The 17,252-nt window shown below is 60.3% G+C and carries 19 protein-coding genes; 5 read left to right on the top strand and 14 right to left on the bottom strand.

What is annotated here, in order from left to right:
* Positions 1-6 precede the first annotated feature (6 nt).
* The 3 genes from CO666_RS27760 to CO666_RS27750 are packed head-to-tail and all read right to left on the bottom strand — an operon-like array spanning position 7 to position 2,629.
* Positions 7-810, bottom strand: coding sequence for an ABC transporter permease (locus tag CO666_RS27760; RefSeq protein WP_097615237.1), 804 nt, complete (start codon positions 808-810; stop codon positions 7-9).
* Positions 811-812: 2 nt separating this feature from the next.
* The gene (locus tag CO666_RS27755; RefSeq protein ID WP_097615236.1) at positions 813-1,613 is read right to left on the bottom strand and encodes an ABC transporter permease; all 801 of its coding nucleotides are present in this window, start codon (positions 1,611-1,613) and stop codon (positions 813-815) included.
* Entirely contained in the window at positions 1,610-2,629 is a 1,020-nt protein-coding gene (locus CO666_RS27750) for an ABC transporter ATP-binding protein (RefSeq protein WP_097615235.1), read from the bottom strand. The genes CO666_RS27755 and CO666_RS27750 overlap by 4 nt, the downstream gene beginning before the upstream one ends.
* Positions 2,630-2,830: 201 nt before the next feature.
* Here CO666_RS27750 and CO666_RS27745 point away from each other — a divergent pair, with 201 nt between their 5' ends.
* Positions 2,831-3,397: an NADPH-dependent FMN reductase gene (locus CO666_RS27745; protein WP_097615234.1), complete on the top strand. Its 567-nt coding sequence runs from the start codon at positions 2,831-2,833 to the stop codon at positions 3,395-3,397.
* A 141-nt stretch (positions 3,398-3,538) separates the two neighbouring features.
* On the opposite strand, the gene CO666_RS27740 is transcribed toward CO666_RS27745, so the two are convergent.
* The 4 genes from CO666_RS27740 to CO666_RS27725 all read right to left on the bottom strand — a co-directional run bounded on the left by CO666_RS27740 (position 3,539) and on the right by CO666_RS27725 (position 5,734).
* The gene (locus CO666_RS27740; RefSeq protein WP_097615233.1) at positions 3,539-4,045 is read right to left on the bottom strand and encodes a BA14K family protein; all 507 of its coding nucleotides are present in this window, start codon (positions 4,043-4,045) and stop codon (positions 3,539-3,541) included.
* Between the two features lie 214 nt (positions 4,046-4,259).
* On the bottom strand, positions 4,260-4,469 hold the full coding sequence (locus CO666_RS27735; RefSeq protein WP_097615232.1) for a hypothetical protein: 210 nt from the start codon (positions 4,467-4,469) through the stop codon (positions 4,260-4,262).
* A gap of 149 nt (positions 4,470-4,618) precedes the next feature.
* Positions 4,619-4,891 carry a hypothetical protein gene (locus tag CO666_RS27730; RefSeq protein ID WP_097615231.1) on the bottom strand — a complete coding sequence of 91 codons (273 nt, stop codon included), beginning with the start codon at positions 4,889-4,891 and terminating at the stop codon, positions 4,619-4,621.
* Between the two features lie 6 nt (positions 4,892-4,897).
* Positions 4,898-5,734 (bottom strand): alpha/beta fold hydrolase, encoded by an 837-nt coding sequence (locus CO666_RS27725; RefSeq protein ID WP_097615230.1) that lies wholly within the window; start codon positions 5,732-5,734, stop codon positions 4,898-4,900.
* Between the two features lie 356 nt (positions 5,735-6,090).
* On the opposite strand from CO666_RS27725, the gene CO666_RS27720 reads away from it, so the two are divergent.
* Positions 6,091-7,050 (top strand): S1C family serine protease, encoded by a 960-nt coding sequence (locus tag CO666_RS27720; protein ID WP_097615298.1) that lies wholly within the window; start codon positions 6,091-6,093, stop codon positions 7,048-7,050.
* A gap of 18 nt (positions 7,051-7,068) precedes the next feature.
* On the opposite strand, the gene dusA is transcribed toward CO666_RS27720, so the two are convergent.
* From dusA to CO666_RS27700, 4 genes are all read right to left on the bottom strand, one after another.
* Positions 7,069-8,070, bottom strand: coding sequence for a tRNA dihydrouridine(20/20a) synthase DusA (dusA, locus tag CO666_RS27715; RefSeq protein WP_097615229.1), 1,002 nt, complete (start codon positions 8,068-8,070; stop codon positions 7,069-7,071).
* 196 nt (positions 8,071-8,266) lie between these two features.
* A complete protein-coding gene (locus tag CO666_RS27710) occupies positions 8,267-8,479 on the bottom strand; it encodes a cold-shock protein (protein WP_003540801.1) in 213 nt (70 codons plus the stop codon).
* A 545-nt stretch (positions 8,480-9,024) separates the two neighbouring features.
* A complete protein-coding gene (locus tag CO666_RS27705; protein WP_097615228.1) occupies positions 9,025-9,492 on the bottom strand; it encodes a DUF3828 domain-containing protein in 468 nt (155 codons plus the stop codon).
* Between the two features lie 82 nt (positions 9,493-9,574).
* Complete coding sequence (locus CO666_RS27700; protein WP_097615227.1) at positions 9,575-9,961, bottom strand: GNAT family N-acetyltransferase; 387 nt, start codon at positions 9,959-9,961, stop codon at positions 9,575-9,577.
* On the opposite strand from CO666_RS27700, the gene CO666_RS27695 reads away from it, so the two are divergent.
* The 3 genes from CO666_RS27695 (at position 9,960) to CO666_RS27685 (ending at position 11,963) form a co-directional block, all read left to right on the top strand.
* Positions 9,960-10,193, top strand: coding sequence for a hypothetical protein (locus CO666_RS27695; RefSeq protein ID WP_097615226.1), 234 nt, complete (start codon positions 9,960-9,962; stop codon positions 10,191-10,193). The genes CO666_RS27700 and CO666_RS27695 overlap by 2 nt on opposite strands.
* A 235-nt stretch (positions 10,194-10,428) precedes the next feature.
* Positions 10,429-11,151: an SOS response-associated peptidase gene (locus CO666_RS27690; RefSeq protein WP_097615225.1), complete on the top strand. Its 723-nt coding sequence runs from the start codon at positions 10,429-10,431 to the stop codon at positions 11,149-11,151.
* A 119-nt stretch (positions 11,152-11,270) separates the two neighbouring features.
* Entirely contained in the window at positions 11,271-11,963 is a 693-nt protein-coding gene (locus CO666_RS27685; RefSeq protein WP_097615224.1) for a hypothetical protein, read from the top strand.
* 256 nt (positions 11,964-12,219) lie between these two features.
* On the opposite strand, the gene CO666_RS27680 is transcribed toward CO666_RS27685, so the two are convergent.
* Genes CO666_RS27680 through uvrB form a run of 3 tightly spaced genes read right to left on the bottom strand, consistent with a single transcriptional unit; the run spans position 12,220 to position 17,014 of the window.
* Complete coding sequence (locus CO666_RS27680) at positions 12,220-13,206, bottom strand: hypothetical protein (protein ID WP_097615223.1); 987 nt, start codon at positions 13,204-13,206, stop codon at positions 12,220-12,222.
* Complete coding sequence (locus CO666_RS27675; RefSeq protein ID WP_097615222.1) at positions 13,196-13,978, bottom strand: hypothetical protein; 783 nt, start codon at positions 13,976-13,978, stop codon at positions 13,196-13,198. Before CO666_RS27675 ends, CO666_RS27680 begins: the two co-directional genes overlap by 11 nt.
* A 24-nt stretch (positions 13,979-14,002) precedes the next feature.
* Positions 14,003-17,014 carry an excinuclease ABC subunit UvrB gene (gene uvrB / locus CO666_RS27670; RefSeq protein ID WP_097615221.1) on the bottom strand — a complete coding sequence of 1,004 codons (3,012 nt, stop codon included), beginning with the start codon at positions 17,012-17,014 and terminating at the stop codon, positions 14,003-14,005.
* Between the last annotated feature and the right edge of the window lie 238 nt (positions 17,015-17,252).

Genomic DNA, 17,252 nt, shown 5'->3' with positions numbered 1-17,252 from the left:
GCCCGATCAGCCGCCGGCGCCCTGATATTTGCCGGTGGCGTATCGCCAATAAGCCATGGCGATCAGTAGCCAGATCGGGCCGGCGGCGAGAGCTACAGGCCCGGCCCAGTCCCCGAGGATCAGGATGGGTTTGCCGAGCAGGGCGCCGACCGGCACCGAGCTGGTCAGGGCCAGCGGAACCGCGGTGATGAGGGTGATCTGAATGCCGCCGGGGAAGATGTTGAGGGGGTAGCGGTTCAATTCCCAAAAGCCGAAGAAGATCGAGAACAGGTGGTTGGAACGCACCCAGATCAGCGCCGTGGCGCCGATCATGGTGATGAGCGCACCCGTCAGCAGCGCCGCGCTGATGAGTGTGGCCGTGAGGAACGACACGGACCAGACCGACCAGGCGAAGTCGACGGAAAGGACGGCCCAGCCCATCAGCGCCACGGCCAGGATGACGTGACCGGTATAGCTGATATTCAGGCCGGAAAAGATCAGATAGGCCCAGGGGCTGAATGGTTTGACCAGCAGCGTATCGAAGGTGCCGAGCCGCACCAGTTCTTCCAGATCGCGCAGTTGCACGAAGCTCATCGCTGCGCCGAGCGAATAGGCCAGCAGCTGGAAGCTGAACAAGAGCGCGAGCTCGGGCCAAGTCCAGCCGCCGAGCGTGTCGAAGCGGGCAAGCAGGATGCCGATGGTGGCGAAGACGCTGCCATAGGAGAGGATCTGCGCAAAACGATCGAGCCAGAAAGCGCCGCGATATTCCATCTGTGAGCGGATATACATCCTGACCAGCAGCGGCAGGACCCGCAGATGATGAATGAGCACGATCAGCCTCCCTGCACGGTGATGCGGCCGGAGGCGCAGCGCCACAGAAGAAGGACGCCGGCCAGGAACAGGGCGGCCCAGCCGAGGCCGAGGCCGAGATGGAGCCAGATCTCCACCATGGAAAGCCTGCCGAGATAGACGGCATTGGGGTAATAGACGATCCAGGCAAAGGGCAGGTGGCGGGCAATCGTCGCCAGAGATTCGGGGAAAAACCAGAAGGGCACCAAAAGGCCCGAGAATAATTGCAGCAGGGCGCCCAGGATCCAGTCCAGCGAGAAGCTGGTCATCAACCAGAAGGCCACCAGGCCGAGGAGCGCCGACATCAGGAACAGCAGCGTGAAGGACAGCGCCCAGAAGGCGATGAACATCAGGCCATGAAACAGGCTCGCCGGCGGCAGCATGCCGTAGAACAAGGCGGTGAAGGCGACGGTCGGAATGACCTGGCTTGCCAGGCGATAGAAAAAGCTGCCGCATTCGTTGGCAAAGAGATAGAGCGGATAGGACAGGGGCTTGAGCAGCCAGATCGCGACATCGCCTGATTTCAGCGACCGGCCGATCTCGCCGATGATCCTTTCAGGGCGGGTCGCGCCCATCACCGCGCCGCCGAGCAGAGCATAGGTCACCATCTGCTGCAGCGAGACCCCGTCGACAACGAGCGCGCCGACACCGGCATAGGCCGCCTGCCAGATGGCGACGCGCGCAAAGACCTGCACCAGTTTGCCGAAGATGTTGGCCCAGACTTCGTTGCGGTAGGCGAGTTGCGAGTGGAAGGCGCTGCGCGCAAAGGCGAAATAGGCGCTCATGAGGCTCGAGCCTCGGCATTGCGGCGCTGGTCGGCGTTGCGACGCTGATAGAAGGTACGGATGACCTCTTCGATGTCGGGCTCGTGCAGTGCCACGTCCTTGAGATCGCGCCCGCTGCCGACCTCCGACAAGATTTTGACCAGCGATACGTCCTCGCGCTCGATCAGATAGTTCTTGCGCAAGCCCTCGTCGCTGACGAGCGAGGCCGTGCTCAGCGGCAAAGGCCCGGGGTCGCTGGCAAATTCCAGCGTCAGCCGCCGGGCCGAGCCCAATGCCGCCCGCAGGCTCCTCAATTCGCCGTCGAAGATCAGCCTCGAGTGATCGACCATGATCAGCCTCGGGCAGATGGTCTCGATGTCCTGCAGGTCGTGGGTGGTGAGGATGATGGTGACGCCGCGTTCGCGGTTGATTTCGGCAAGAAAGCGCCGCACCGCATCCTTGGCGACCACGTCGAGCCCGATCGTGGGTTCGTCGAGAAACAGGATCTTCGGGTCGTGCAGCAGCGACATGACGATCTCGGCGCGCATGCGCTGGCCGAGGCTGAGCTGACGCACCGCGCGGTCGAGAAAGGGCGCGAGATCGAGCAGCTCGCTGAAGCGCCGCAGATTGTCTGCATAACGGGCAACGGGGATGTCATAGATGCGCTGGTGCAAGGTGAAGCTGTCGACCAGCGGCAGGTCCCACCAGAGCTGGCTGCGCTGGCCGAATACAACACCGATCTCGCGCGCATTGTCCATCCGCTTAAGATGCGGCGTCCGGCCGAGCACCGTCAGCGCGCCGGCGCTCGGCACCAGGATGCCGGTCATCATCTTGATCATCGTCGACTTGCCGGCGCCATTGGGGCCGAGATAACCGACGGCTTCGCCGGCCGCGATGTCGAAATCGATGTCGGAAACCGCCTGAACTTCCGTGTATTCGCTCGTCACCAGCGTCTTCAGAGCGCCCAGAAAACCCGGAAATCTCTTGTGCTGCCGGAAGCGTTTGCTGACGCTCCGTGCCTCGATCAAAGCCGTCATATGTATTCCCGCCGATTCGGCAGTTGTGGGGATTGAAACGCAGGCTAACGCCGGGCTCGGCCGGTGCAAGCAAAAGTCGCTTTCGGTCGTCACTCAATCGCGCAATTCAAACTGCGACAGCGTGCTTTTCGCATCGAAAAGATGCGCGGCGCCGCGGCCTTTGGCGTTGACAGCCATGGCCAATCGATCGCTGTTAGAGCCATGAAGATTCTCGCAATCTCCGGCAGCGCCCGGCGCAATTCCACCAATACAGCAATGCTGCGGGCCGTCAGCGCCGTTGCATCAGATGAAATCGAGATTGCGGTCTTCGACGGCGTGGGAAGTTTGCCGGTTTTCTCGCCGGATCTCGAAGGGGAATCTCTGCCGGAGGCGGTGCGGGATTTCATCGCTCTGATCGCTCGCAGCGACGGGGTGATCATTGCCAGTCCGGAATATGTGCGATCCATCCCCGGCGGCCTCAAGAATGCGATCGACTGGCTCGTCTCGGGAGATGAGATCGTCCATAAGCCGATCGCTCTGCTGCACGCATCGCATCGCGGCGATGACATGCTGGCTGGTCTTCGCACCGTCCTTGCCACGATCACCGACCGGTTCGCCGGCGATATCTTCCTCCGGCTTCCTCTGATGAAACTGGAGCCGGCCGAGGTGGTTCAGGCCGTCGAGATGGCAGAGAACCGTTCCAAAGTGCGGGCCTATCTTCAGGCCTTCTCGGCCATTGCACTGAAGACAACGAGGCCTCCTGAAGTGCCGGCCGGGGCAATTCAGTAAGAGGTTCCCCGCGGCTGGATTGCGACCGCGTGGGAAGCGAAGCCGGTTGTTTGGGGGCATGGGCTTATGCAGGCATTGCCCGCGCGGCATCAAAAAAGCCCCGCATCTTGATGCGAGGCTTGTGCGCAGAGGCGGATCGGTTCAACGGCACTGTCGGCGTGGGCCGTAGTTCGGCTGGTAGGTATTGTCATAGGCGCGATAGGACCGATAGCGGCTGTAGCAATAGTCGGCATGCGAGCCGTAGCCACGTGAAGAATAGGCGTTCTGCTGCGAGGCGATGATGCCGCCGAGGAGGGCGCCGGCGGCCAGGCCGCCAATGATGGCGCCGGTATTGTCATGGTGGTGATACCGGCGGCCATAGCGACGATCCCAGCCATAACGATCGTCTCGGTAGTCGCGGTCCCGGTAGTAGCTGCGATCACGATAATGGTGGCGTTTGCGATACCAGTCGTCATCATTGCTGCGGAACTGGCCCGGGCAATTGGTGAAGTTGTTGCAGCCGACCGTGATGATCCGGGCATCACCGCCTCCGAGGGCCGGCTGTGCCGCCGATTGCGCCGGACTTGGTACGAAAGCCGGACCTGCCGACGCCGGCATCCCGGAAAAGGCCGTCGCGATCGACAGGGCAATGATTGCGAATCTGTTCATTTCACTCACCTTGGGTAAACGGATGTATCGAAGGGATAACGCAGGGAAAGGCAATCGGTTCATTTTGGGATGGGAGGGCCGATGTATGTGCGTATCGACTAACGTATCGGGGTGAGGTGGAGCATCTCCACCGGGTGCGATGCGGGGCCGCGTCGCTGCGGGGGATTGGAGCAAATGTCGAATTTGAGCGCAGCCGGATGGCGCGCTGACAACCTCATTTTCCGCCGGCCAGCAATCGAAGCTGGCTCTCGTCATGCACGCCTTGCCGGTAAAGCTCGATGATCAGGGCGCCAAGGCGGTTGGCTTCCGCGCCCGATCTGTCGATATTGAGCCCGCTGCAGAGGGCTTCATGGACACGCCGGCACACATCGAGGTCTTCGGATGTGAGCGGTTCGTCACGCGTGCTGACCAGCTTGTCTGACATCGCATCTGCCCTTTTTCGATGCCGTGAATCGCTATCGTAAAAAAAGATAATTTCGCGATCCTGGCGCTGCAAGATGGGCGAAAGTCCGAATTACAAAAACAATTCGTGACACGCGGGAAGCTGCGGGCCAGAAAGCGGGAACTGGAGATCTACTTCGTTGCGGGGTCCTTGCCGCTTTGCTGCGACAGTCGCAGCTCTTTCAGCCGCTTGGTTTTCTCCCGGCGAGCCCGCTGCTCCGCCTCGATGGTTTCCTTGGCGGCACGCTCGGTGTTTTCGAAACGATCCTGCCGATAAGCCTTTGATGAGGGTTCACGTTCTCTTGTCATGGCCGCTAAACGCAAATCGGCGAAAACGGTTTCATGGGAAAATGCGTAACTGGCTCGATCGACAGCCGGGCGCCCCTCGTGGGCGCCCGGCAACATCACGGATCACCCCTTGATGAAGGCGAGGATGTCGGGATTGATGATGTCGGCATGGGTGGTGCACATGCCGTGCGGGAATTTCTCGTAGACCTTCAGCGTGGCGTTCTGCAGCAGCTTGGACGAGAGCAGGGCGGAGTCGGCGATCGGCACGATCTGGTCGTCGTCGCCGTGCATGACGAAGGTCGGCACGGTGATGATCTTCAGATCTTCGGTGAAATCGGTTTCCGAAAAGGCCTTGATGCCGTCGTAATGCGCCTTGGCGCCGCCGATCATGCCCTGGCGCCACCAATTGTTGATGACCGGCTCCGATACTTTCGCACCCGGCCGGTTGAAGCTGTAGAACGGGCCGGCCGGAAGGTCATGGTAGAATTGCGCGCGGTTGGCGGCGAGCTGTCTGCGCAGGTCGTCGAAGACCTCGATCGGCAGGCCGCCGGGATTGGCATCCGTTTTCACCATGATGGGCGGCACGGCGCCGATGATGACGAGCTTGGCGACGCGACCCTGCGGCTGGCCGTGGCGGGCGACATAATGGGTCGCTTCGCCGCCGCCGGTGGAATGGCCGATATGGACGGCGTTCCTGAGATCGAGATGCTCGACGACGGCTGCGGCATCGGCGGCGTAATGATCCATATCGTGGCCATCGCCCACCTGTGTGGAGCGGCCGTGGCCGCGCCGGTCATGGGCGACGACCCGGTAACCCTTATCGAGAAAGAACAGCATCTGGGCATCCCAGTCATCGGAGCAGAGCGGCCAGCCGTGATGGAACATGATCGGCTGGGCGGTCTTCGGCCCCCAATCCTTGTAGAAGATCTCGACGCCGTCCTTGGTGGTGACTGTGCTCATGTCTGGGCTCCTCGATGGGGGTTGGGTTGGGCTAATGTGGTCAGAAGTTTGTGCGGTTGCCGGCAAAATTGGCAAGGCGATAGGCACCGCTGCGCGCGGCCAGGCTGGAATATGCAGATGTGATCATCAAGCTAGTCTTTATATTCAATTGACATAACAGAATTTTATAATGAGGCCAGACCATTCCTGGTCGATGCGTTACAGGACGCGCGGCAGACGGCGCTGCCGCGCGCCCTTGAACGCGGTTCATCGCCCAACCATCTAATCCACTACACATCATCACCATGGCGAACCGTCGCAACCGCGGCCGCTTCGCCGGCGGCGGGACGGCCGTTTTGCCGCCTGAGGACCAGATCATGGGTTACATGGACAAGGAGATAGTGCCTCAGAATGACGGGGCGCTGATCGATGCCTATTCGCAATCGATCGCAGCAGCAGTCGACATCGTCGGGCCGGCGGTCAGCCGCATCGAGAGGGTGGGTGGCCGACAGGGACACGGATCGGGCTTTGCTATTTCGCCGGACGGACTGATTATCACCAACAGCCATGTCGTCGACGACGCCAAGGCCGTGCGCATCACCACGCCGGATGGCTTCGTCACCGAGGGCCGGGTGCTCGGCCGGGATGTCGATACCGATATCGCCCTCATTCGCGCCAATACCGGCACCGGCGCCTGGGCGAAGCTCGGCGATTCCCAGCGCCTGCGCAGAGGCCATATCGCCATCGCGATCGGAAACCCGCTCGGTTTCGAATGGACGGTGACCGCCGGCATCGTCTCGGCGCTCGGCCGGTCGATGCGGGCAGCCAGCGGCCGGCTGATGGACGATGTCATCCAGACCGACGCGGCACTCAATCCCGGCAATTCAGGCGGGCCGCTGGTGTCGTCAGGCGGCGAGGTCATCGGCGTCAATACCGCCGTCATCCAGGGCGCGCAGAGCATCGCCTTCGCCGTGGCATCGAATACCGCCAATTTCGTGGTATCGGAGGTTCTCCGCTACGGGCAGGTGAGGCGTGCCTTCATCGGCATTGCAGGCGACACCATCGTGCTGCCGCGCCGGGTGGCGCTGGCGGCGGGCACGGTGCAGACGACCTCCGTTCGCGTCCGGCGGGTCGAGCCGGAGGGGCCGGCGGCAAAGGGCGGACTGCAGGAGGGCGATTATATCCTCGCCATCGACGGCAGCCCGGTCGGCGGCGTCGACGATATCGTCCGGTTGATGGATGGCAGCCGGATCGGCAGGGAGACGGAAATCCTGGTGTTTTCGGTGGCGGGCCGGATCGAGAAGAAGAATTTGCTGCCAATGGCGCGGACGTCGTGACAAGGACGTCACGCACCGTCAGGCGCTGACCGCCTCCTGCTCCGTCCCCGAGAAATCCACAGCCGCAAAGGCTGCGGCCAGCACCTCCGGCCCGGCGCCGCTTTTCGCCGCGTCGGTCGAGAGGATCTGGCGGTAGCGCCTGGCGCCGGGCAGGCCGGTGAAGAGGCCGACCATGTGGCGGGCCACATGCTGCAGCCGGCCGCCGGCCGCGATGTGGCGCTCGGCATAGGCCATCATACGATCACGCAGCGCGTCCCAGTCCGACTCGGCGGCCGGCGCGCCGAAGAAGCGCTGGTCGACCTCGGCAAGGATCGCGGCATTCTGATAGGCGGCGCGGCCCAGCATGACGCCGTCGACATAGTCGAGATGGGCTGCGGCTTCGTCCAGCGTGCGGATGCCGCCATTGATGCCGATGAAGACATCGGGCCAGCGCTGTTTCATCCGGTAGACGATCTCGTAGTCGAGTGGCGGGATCTCGCGGTTCTCCTTCGGGCTCAGGCCCTTCAGCCAGGCCTTGCGCGCATGGATCCAGATGGCGTCGGCGCCGGCATCGAGAACGTGGGTGATCAGCTCCGGCAGCGCCTGCTCCGGCTCCTGTTCGTCGACGCCGATCCGGCATTTCACCGTCACCGGCACGGTCGCCACCCTCTTCATCGCCGCGATGCATTCAGCCACCGTTTCCGGCGTCAGCATCAGGCAGGCGCCGAAGGTGCCGGACTGCACCCGGTCGGAGGGGCAGCCGACATTGAGGTTGATCTCGTCATAGCCGTAGGGTTCGGCGATCGTCACCGCCTCGGCAAGCTTTGCCGGGTCCGACCCGCCGAGCTGCAGCGCCAGCGGATGCTCCACGGCGTCATGGCCGAGCAGCCGGTCGCGCGGACCGTGGATGATCGCATCGGCCACCACCATCTCGGTATAGAGCAGCGCCTGCCGGCTGATCTGGCGGTGGAAATAGCGGCAATGCCGATCCGTCCAGTCGATCATCGGGGCGACCGCAAAAATCGGGCTCTTCTGCGTCATCGACGTTCCATTATTCGTGTTCTCTGGGCGCCACAAAGGGGCGCCGCAATGCAAAGCCACTGCCGCACGCGACGGGATCATTCATCAAGCGCGCATATAACATCCGGCGGTGCGATCGACAAATGACGCTCCAGCCGCAAACAGAAACGGCGCCCCTTGCGGAGCGCCGTCCATACCGCCGAAGCGGAAATCTGACTTACGAAGCCGAGATGTTGACGGCCTTCGGGCCCTTGCCCATGCGGTCCGGCTCGGTGTCGAAGGTAACCTGCTGGCCTTCGCGCAGCGACTGGATGCCAGAAGCCTGCAGCGCAGAAATGTGGACGAAAACGTCCTTTGCGCCGCCGTCCGGCGTGATGAAACCAAAACCCTTGTCCTGGTTGAAGAATTTTACGGTGCCCTTGGTGGCCATTGGGATCGTCCTTTTCCCTTAGTCTGTGTAGTATCCGCGCCCCCGAGAGGAAGCGGACGGCTTTAGCTTTCGCCCCGATCGATTGGGGCGAAGGGTCAGTCGGAGAAGTCACGTACGGGGAAAGAACGTCTACGTAGGCGGGTAGTCCCGCGCCGCCTTCCAAACGGAAGGGATTACCACATCAGTCCAGTCACCGGCATGCAAATGCCCGAGTAGGCGAATTGGTGCCAGCTTTTCGGGCAAAAAGCAAGCGGGATTATTTTGGCATGTCTGCATCGATGTCAGGAAATGCCGAAGATTCAGATACTTGAGGAAAAGTTAGCGGTTCCTTGCATAGCTGTGCCATAGCGGGATTCCGTGCCGAAACGGGATGAGGGGCGGATTCGGTGGCCGGGCATTGATTTTGCGCTCCCGCCCTCGTGGTTCGAGACGGCCCTTGGACCTCCTCACCAAGAGGGATCTCTTTTGGCGCCTGCGGCATTTATTCTACCGCTAGCGCAGGTATCCGCCCTGTTCTCGTCGCGGGCGAGCCCAAGGCTTCCCGCCTACTGCCCATCCCCCAGCAAGGCGCCGAGGCTCCACGGATTATCCCCCTTCTGGTTGGCGATGTCGTCGACCTTCCAGCCGCCATGTTCCTTGACCAGGGTGTAGAAGAGCGTCACCTCTTCGCCGTTTTCGAACTCCACCTCCACCTCGGCCCTGTCGTCCAGCAGGATCGGCTGGCCGATCCTGACGTCGCTCGCCGTGCCGTCCTGGCCCGCGATGACCGGATCGAAATCGATGGCGCCGGCATCGCCCTCCGGCGTGTTGTCGAGATCGGCCTGGAGGAGCTCGTTCAGATGGTCGGAGAAGAAGATCGAATAGGGCGAGGGCGCCTCGGCATCGCTGTTGTCGGTGTTGTAACTGTAGAGCGCCTTGAGTAGCGCCTTCGGCGTCTTGTAGGTCTCGGCCGATGCGGGCAGGGCTGCGAGCGCCGAGACGGCAAAGGCGAGAATGAATGTGGGCAGACGCATGCGGCTCTCCTCCGATGAGTAAGGAATCATAGCTGAAACAGGCGCCGAGGTGCAGCGGCATTTTCGGGGGCGTGCCTGGGGCTTAGGCCAGTTTGATGAGGCCCGCTTCCGTGGGTTTGAAACCGCAGGCGCGGTAGAAGCCGGTGAGATGCGGCTCGAAATCGACATGCAGCCACTCGGCGCCGCGCTCCTGCGCAACCCTTGTCGCTTCCCGGACCAGCCGCGTGGCGATGCCTTGCCTGCGCATGTCGGGATGGACCGATGTATCGAGGAGGAAGGCATGGATGCCGCCATCCCAGGCGACGTTGACGAAGCCGACGAGCCTGTCGCCGTGGTAGGCGCCGATATGGGCGAGGCTGCGGGAGAGGATGGGCGTGAAGTCGCGCGGGGCGGGGGCGTCCCAGGCGGCGGACCAGAGGGTGCTGAGTTCGGCAGCGGAGGGGAAGGGATCGATCCGGAGTTCTGGCATGGGCGTTCCCTTCATTCAGCGGGATGGAGGCTTTCCGATCGTGCGGCAGCGTAGCTCATTCCGCAATGGCAACGAGCCGGCCGCCGTGGCGTTCGACGATCCTGCCGGAGAGAAAATCGACGCCGTGCTGCTTGGCCACGTGGATCAGTTGCGGGCGGCCGTGGCGAGCGCAGGCGGCGCGTTTCGGTCGATCAGGGCAGAGCCGACTCTTCCCGTTGTGGCAACGCAATGAGTCATTCGCCGCGCAGACGCGCGGCTGCTGGATTCCTGTGACGAGCACAGGAGGGAAGAAGCGCGGTGGTCGCCGCATACTCCAGATCACCGAGCAAAACACTCAAACTCGACGGTTCCTCGCTCTGCCGATGGTTGGCGGGCATTGCCGCAGGGGCGCAACTGAGGCTTCGTTGACACGTTTCCGGCCGTGAACATAATGGGAACACCTAATATTCGCCGGCGGAGAAAACGGCATGTGCGGACGCATATTCGTCAAGACGTCTCTTGAGGAACTGATCAGCAATTTCCCCTTTGCCGTCAGAGGCGGGGATATCGACGGACTTGGAAATCGCTTTCCCCGGTGGAACGGCGCGCCGTCGCAGGATTATCCCATTATCGTCAGGGACATCGTGCGCGAGCCGGATACATCAGGTCCCATCTTCGTCTCTGCCCGCTGGGGGCTGATGCCCTCCTGGGCGAAGCCCGGCGGGCGGCCGCCGCCGGTCAATGTCCGCTGCGAGAGCGTCGCTTCCAACGGCATGTTCCGTGCGGCCTATCGTTCGCGCCGGTGCCTGGTGCCGATCAACGGCTTCTTCGAATGGAAGGATATTCTCGGCACCGGCAAGAACAAGCAGCCTTATGCGATCGCTATGAAGGATGGCGCTCCCTTTGCGCTCGCCGGCATCTGGGAGACCTGGAAGGACGAGAACGGCGTATCGATCCGCAACTTCGCGATCCTCACCTGCGAGCCGAACGAGATGATGGCTGCGATTCACGACCGCATGCCCGTCATCCTGCATCGCGAGGATTATGAAAGGTGGCTGTCGCCCGAACCCGATCCCGGCGATCTGATGAAGCGGTTCCCGGCCGAGCTGATGACGATGTGGAAGATCGGCCAGGGCGTCGGCTCGCCGCGGAATGACGGGCCGGAGATTCTCGACGAAGTCGAGGACGATCCGGAGCCGACGCTGATCTAGAACAGTTCCGGCAAAGCACGTGGCGTTCCGCGTCCGGAATTGCTCTGATGTCATCGGCTCGGGCGGGAGCCATTCACGAAACCATGCGGCAAACACATCCTCACGAGGAGAGGACACGCATGCAAGACGATGCCGGAACGCTGTTACGGTCGTTCCTCAACACCAGCTTTCGTAAGCAATCGCAGCGCCGGATCCGGGATTTCGGCGGCTATGAGATCGGCAAGCGCCGGCAACCGCATGTCGTCAACGTCATCGCGCATGACGCCGCGGATTTCCTCTGCACCTATCTCGACATCAAGACAAAGGGCCGGCCGGCGACCAGGGAAGGTGTCGCTATCGCCGTCGCCGAGGCCTTGCGCAACGTGTCCGACGAACTCGCCTACAGGCTGACATGGCGCGACGACAAGGCGTGGCGTGATGTCTGCGAGGCCGTCGCCGTCTGTCTCGAAGGCTGCATGGCGTTCGACCGGAAGCCCTATGACGGCTCGCTGACGGCGCAATCGGATTATAATGGCTGGAAGAGCTGGGAGGTGATCGCCAACGGCGAGAGGCCTAGGGGCAAATGGCGCCACGCCTGGAAGGAAAAGCCGGGCGACGATTTCATCGGCTTCGACGGCGAAACCTGCATGGGGCGGATCTTCAAGATCGATTTCACCGGCTCCGACGAGCGCTGGTACTGGCTGATATCAGCCGACGGCAGCCCGCGTCGCGGCTGGCCGGCGGCGGGCTATGAGGCGAGCGCGAGGAGTGCGGCTTGTCGGGTGGAGCGGATTTATTTTGCGCTGGTGGCTGGGGAGGGGAGGGTTGTATAGCAGGCAAGGCCTTTTTCAATGGCCCTTGGGCCGAGGTCAGATTTCAACGATAAAGGCATGAGCGCCGCCATCCCTACAATGTTCACGAAGCCCACGAGCGTGCTGTCGTGGTACGCGTCGATTGACCGAGGCTGCCAGAGAGGACGGAGGTAAAGTCGCGGGGCGCGAGTGCGACCCAGTGGGCGGCGGTTACTTCCCCGCGCTTTGGCTAGCGCGGCTTCGCATGCAGCGCGCCGCCATAAGTTGTCAGGCAATGTTATTCCGACCAATAGCTTTCGATATTTTTAAGTGTTTGTTCGTATCGTCTGTCTCCAGACAATCTCTCTTTAAGAAAAAAATAAAGAAACGCAAGGAAACCATCGTTTTCTTCCTGCTCTGTATCAATGTTTTTAAATATTAGATAAGGTAATGAACTTGGAAGCAATATTTCATGTAAATCATCTGACCTGCTAATTAAATATTCAGTTAGTATTTCTTTGAAGTCATTTCGATCTGGATCGTATTTGGTGAGATCATCTAGGTAGCAAAATAAAATTAGCTTTATATCCTTTATAAACGAATTTTGAGCCATCTCATTACGAAGCCAAGGCTCTGCAATCGCGTGTATCCTTTCGTCAAATGGGCTTAATTTAAATGCTCTAATCCATACTTTAGCCCAATGTTGGCTTAATGTATTTCCAACCAACCAGCGAAATAAATACTCGAAGCTGTGAGAATTCAAATTTTCAATAAATGTATCTTTTGGGTTATCTCTTATCGTATTTATGTTTTCCCAAATGAGGCGGTTTTTCTGAAAAAGTGAAAATTCACCGTCACTCCATGACTGTGTCCTCGACTCGCCAAGATGCCGCGAGCCGACAGCTTTCCATTTTGAATGCATCAAGCTTACTGGCTCGGCACAAATGCGCGCTAGTTGAAGGTCGAGCATGGGGACCTCTGGTAGCTCAAGTCGGTTGCTGTCTCGGAATGCTAGGACATCGCTAACGTCCCCAACGAATATCGCGTCGTCAAACGATCTGAACGCAATTATACCCTTTTCGCCGATATCTGTCGCGGCTACTTGAGGCGGCAAGCAATACTCATAATTTTCTACGGCAATATACGGTTGCATGTCGTAGACTTCAAAAGATTCATCCATTTCTTGAACAAATGGAAGATTTGATCCTTCTATTTTAAATACAGGGATCAGCAGTCCAGCAGCGCCTGGACATAAATCTATTAGGATATCGATTTTAAATTTCATAGATCCCGCTTTCCCTATAGTATTTTTCTAATTTCTCATATATTGCTGAATAATAATAATCCCGCCGCAACGGATAGTACGGATATGTTTCAAGAATGATATCGTGTTTATCTATCCAAGACATAAACTTTTCGCTTTGAATATAATTTTCAGGAAATATTGCGAATATTGGTTTTCGTTCCGAAAACGAGAATTCTCTGGGAAACTGCATCTCTATCGAGAATCTTCTATCGTCAAATCGCTTTGATCGATCTTGTATTAGCTTGTGTAGCGCTAATATCTCTTCTTCGGTCGCGTCTACGTCGTGAACGTTAGCAAACGATTGTGGAGAAATCGGATTTAAGCGATAATAATCCTTATTTGTTTTGAAGAACGCTCCTATCGCTCGTTTTATATTTAGCTCACTAGGGTTTATCTCAAAATCTTGAATGCTCATCATATTGATATACTGGGGATAGCGCCCAGCTGAGAAAGCACCAGAATCAAAGGGGAATACTCGTACGGAGTCCGTAATACCGAACTCAAATACGATGCAGCTAGGAAGCTCCCAATACTCGCCTTCTTCAACGGCATCCTTTTTGTAGGCAGGCCTTCCCACAAAAAAATATAGTAGATCTTCATTCTTGAAAACGCTGCATTTTGCTGTCTTCAATACGCCCTCGCTGAGGCTTTTTTTAAGAATGAATGCTTCTGCGCTGTGCACTAGTGGCAAATGATTAGTTGGGCTAACGCTATTTCTACTTAGAAATTTCTCAAGTATAGAACTGCCCATGTTTTGTTCCTATCTACTAAATAGTTATCGCCCCGGCCGCCCAGTCTTCCCCTTCGTCCGGCCCTTGCGCTTCTGCTCGCCCGGCTCCTCATAGCTCCCGGCGCCAACCCTGCCGCGCACCACCGGCCTGACCCCATCATCCTGTTCCGGCTGGCCTTCCAGCAATGGTGAAAACCGCTTCGTGCTCTTTGCGGCATCCGGCTTCTCCGGCACATGTCCGGTCACCGGCTTTTCCGTGCGGCCGACGGTCATTTCGTCGAGGGTGTTGCGGCGGAAGAGGCTCTTGTCGGCGGGGGTGGCGACGTGGCGGCCCATTTCGTCGAGGTCCGGCTTGCGGAAGAGGGGGGTGGCCGTGTCGGTGCCTGGGCCCATGTCGTCGAGGGTGGGTTTGGAGAAGTAGGAGGGTGCTGAGGTTGTGGCATTCCCCTCCCCAACCCTCCCCACAAGGGGGAGGGGGCCGGTTGTGGTTGCCGCGCCGGTCTTCTTTCTGCCTGAACCTTCCATCGCCTTCGACTCTTCCCGCGCCATCGGGTCGTCCATGGCGGCGAGTTCCACGGCCTTGAGGCGTTTGATTTCGTCGCGGAGGCGGGCGGCTTTTTCGAAGTCGAGGTCGGCGGCGGCGTCGCGCATGCTCTTTTCCAGCGCGTTGAGATGGGCCTGCAGGTTGTTGCCGACGAGGTTGCCGCCATCGGCGAAGCCTTTGCCAGAGACGCCCGAGATGTCGGCGCGGACGTGGTCGCGTTCGTAGACGCTGTCGAGGATGTCGGAGATCTTGGCCTTGACGGATTCCGGGGTGATGCCGTTTTCGAGGTTATAGGCCATCTGCTTTTCGCGGCGGCGTCCGGTCTCCTCCATCGCCCGCTTCATCGAGCCGGTGACGTTGTCGGCATAGAGGATGACCTTGCCGTCGACGTTACGTGCGGCGCGGCCGATCGTCTGGATCAGCGAGGTCTCGGAGCGCAGGAAGCCTTCCTTGTCGGCATCGAGGATGGCGACGAAGCCGCATTCGGGAATGTCGAGGCCTTCGCGCAGCAAATTGATACCGACGAGCACGTCGAAGGCGCCGAGGCGCAGGTCGCGGATGATCTCGATGCGCTCCAGCGTGTCGATGTCGGAGTGCATGTAGCGCACGCGCACGCCCTGTTCATGCAGATATTCCGTCAGGTCTTCGGCCATGCGCTTGGTCAGCACGGTGCAGAGCGTGCGGTAGCCCTTGGCCGCGGTTTCGCGGATTTCGCCGAGCACGTCGTCGACCTGGGTACGGGCCGAGCGGACCTCGACCGGCGGGTCGATCAGGCCGGTGGGGCGGATCACCTGTTCGGCGAAGACGCCGCCGGATTGTTCCATTTCCCAGCCGCCGGGGGTGGCCGAAACAGCGATGGTGTCGGGGCGCATGGCGTCCCATTCCTCGAAGCGCAGCGGCCGGTTGTCCATGCAGGAGGGCAGGCGGAAGCCGTATTCGGCCAGCGTCGCCTTGCGGCGGAAGTCGCCGCGATACATGCCGCCGATCTGCGGCACGGTGACATGGCTTTCGTCGATGAAGACGATGGCGTTGTCGGGGATATATTCGAACAGCGTCGGCGGCGGATCGCCGGGGTCGCGACCGGTGAGATAGCGCGAATAGTTCTCGATGCCCTGGCAGGAGCCGGTGGCTTCGAGCATTTCGATATCATAGCGGGTGCGCTGCTCCAGGCGCTGGGCCTCCAGCAGGCGGCCGGCCTTCTCCAGTTCGGCCAGGCGCAGCCTCAGCTCCTCCTTGATCGCCTTGATGGCGCCGTTCAGCGTCGGGCGCGGGGTGACATAGTGCGAATTGGCGTAGATCTTCACCGATTTCAGGTCGCCGGTCTTCTGGCCGGTCAGCGGGTCGAACTCGGTGATGGCGTCGATCTCGTCGCCGAACATGGAGATGCGCCAGGCGGCATCCTCCAGGTGGGCAGGGAAGATCTCGATCGTATCGCCGCGCACGCGGAAGGAGCCGCGCGTGAAATCCATGTCGCGGCGCTTATATTGCTGGGCGACGAGATCGGCCAGCAGCTGGCGCTGGTCCAGCCGGTCGCCGACATTCATCTGGAAGGTCATGGCCGTATAGGTCTCGACCGAACCGATACCGTAGATGCAGGAAACCGAGGCGACGATGATGCAGTCGTCGCGTTCGAGCAGCGAGCGCGTCGCCGAGTGGCGCATGCGGTCGATCTGCTCGTTGATGGAGCTTTCCTTCTCGATATAGGTGTCGGAGCGCGGCACATAGGCTTCCGGCTGGTAATAATCGTAGTAGGAAACGAAATATTCCACCGCATTGTCGGGGAAGAAATTCTTGAATTCGGAATAGAGCTGGGCGGCCAGCGTCTTGTTCGGCGCCAGGATGACGGCCGGGCGCTGGGTTTCCTCGATCACCTTGGCCATGGTGAAGGTCTTGCCCGAACCGGTGACGCCGAGCAGCACCTGGCTGCGGTCGCCATTCTCCAGCCCCTCGACGAGATCGCGAATGGCGGTCGGCTGGTCGCCGGCCGGCTTGTATTCGGAATCCATGCGGATGGTGATGCCGCCTTCGGATTTGTCCGGGCGGGCAGGGCGGTGCGGCGTCCAGATCTTGCCGTTCTTGTGCAGCGGATTGCCGCTCTCGATCAGCTTCGACAGCGCCTCGACCGTGGCGGTGACGCCGCCGGGCGCAAGCCTGCCGGCATCCTCGAGCGAAATATCGAGACCCGCCACCGGATTCAGGCCGGCGGCGGCGCGCGTCTTCGGATCGGAGGAGCCGCCGATCGAAACGCCGCGCGCTGTTTTGCTCACCGTCGCCTTCTTGTTGACGCTGACGGCTTCCGAATGCTTGCGCGCCTCGTTCTCCACCTTCTTGCGGTGCTTGCCGGCTTTCGAGGCAATTTCGCGCTGGCTTTCGACGCCCGCCGCTTCGGCATCCGCCTCCAGCTGCTTCACCCAATCGGCGACGGAGCCGGAGAGGGGAGCGCCTTCGAAGGACGACTGCGGGGCTTCCTCGAAGCCATTCGGGGCGGGGGATTTCTTCGGAGATTTGGCCATGGCGCGAATATGGAGAGAGTCAGCGCGAAAGGGAAGAGGGGAAGAGTACAAAAGGGAAACGAATGAATCGTTCGGATTGGGTCAACAATCTCCCCAGTTTGTGGCAGATGACTGGCGCGCGCCGCGCCCTTCGAGGCCGCTGCTGGGTGCCTCCCTCGCCTCCTCACCAAGTCAGTTTATGCCGGGATGGGCGCAATTTGATTTTGCTGTCGCAAGGCGTCCCTGACGCGTGCGTTTG

Source organism: Rhizobium chutanense (assembly GCF_002531935.1).
GTDB classification, from domain to species: domain Bacteria; phylum Pseudomonadota; class Alphaproteobacteria; order Rhizobiales; family Rhizobiaceae; genus Rhizobium; species Rhizobium chutanense.
The sequence above is the reverse complement of the archived record's forward strand: the minus strand, read 5'-3'. Positions and strand labels throughout refer to the sequence as shown.

Bases quoted from the DNA above. Each gene is read 5' to 3' on its own strand.
- CO666_RS27755 (WP_097615236.1), bottom strand. From the start codon at position 1,613: ATGAGCGCCTATTTCGCCTTTGCGCGCAGCGCCTTCCACTCGCAACTC.
- CO666_RS27750 (WP_097615235.1), bottom strand. From the start codon at position 2,629: ATGACGGCTTTGATCGAGGCACGGAGCGTCAGCAAACGCTTCCGGCAG.
- CO666_RS27745 (WP_097615234.1), top strand. From the start codon at position 2,831: ATGAAGATTCTCGCAATCTCCGGCAGCGCCCGGCGCAATTCCACCAAT.
- CO666_RS27740 (WP_097615233.1), bottom strand. From the start codon at position 4,045: ATGAACAGATTCGCAATCATTGCCCTGTCGATCGCGACGGCCTTTTCC.
- CO666_RS27735 (WP_097615232.1), bottom strand. From the start codon at position 4,469: ATGTCAGACAAGCTGGTCAGCACGCGTGACGAACCGCTCACATCCGAA.
- CO666_RS27730 (WP_097615231.1), bottom strand. From the start codon at position 4,891: ATGTTGCCGGGCGCCCACGAGGGGCGCCCGGCTGTCGATCGAGCCAGT.
- CO666_RS27725 (WP_097615230.1), bottom strand. From the start codon at position 5,734: ATGAGCACAGTCACCACCAAGGACGGCGTCGAGATCTTCTACAAGGAT.
- CO666_RS27720 (WP_097615298.1), top strand. From the start codon at position 6,091: ATGGGTTACATGGACAAGGAGATAGTGCCTCAGAATGACGGGGCGCTG.
- dusA (WP_097615229.1), bottom strand. From the start codon at position 8,070: ATGACGCAGAAGAGCCCGATTTTTGCGGTCGCCCCGATGATCGACTGG.
- CO666_RS27710 (WP_003540801.1), bottom strand. From the start codon at position 8,479: ATGGCCACCAAGGGCACCGTAAAATTCTTCAACCAGGACAAGGGTTTT.
- CO666_RS27705 (WP_097615228.1), bottom strand. From the start codon at position 9,492: ATGCGTCTGCCCACATTCATTCTCGCCTTTGCCGTCTCGGCGCTCGCA.
- CO666_RS27695 (WP_097615226.1), top strand. From the start codon at position 9,960: ATGGGCGTTCCCTTCATTCAGCGGGATGGAGGCTTTCCGATCGTGCGG.
- CO666_RS27700 (WP_097615227.1), bottom strand. From the start codon at position 9,961: ATGCCAGAACTCCGGATCGATCCCTTCCCCTCCGCTGCCGAACTCAGC.
- CO666_RS27690 (WP_097615225.1), top strand. From the start codon at position 10,429: ATGTGCGGACGCATATTCGTCAAGACGTCTCTTGAGGAACTGATCAGC.
- CO666_RS27685 (WP_097615224.1), top strand. From the start codon at position 11,271: ATGCAAGACGATGCCGGAACGCTGTTACGGTCGTTCCTCAACACCAGC.
- CO666_RS27680 (WP_097615223.1), bottom strand. From the start codon at position 13,206: ATGAAATTTAAAATCGATATCCTAATAGATTTATGTCCAGGCGCTGCT.
- CO666_RS27675 (WP_097615222.1), bottom strand. From the start codon at position 13,978: ATGGGCAGTTCTATACTTGAGAAATTTCTAAGTAGAAATAGCGTTAGC.
- uvrB (WP_097615221.1), bottom strand. From the start codon at position 17,014: ATGGCCAAATCTCCGAAGAAATCCCCCGCCCCGAATGGCTTCGAGGAA.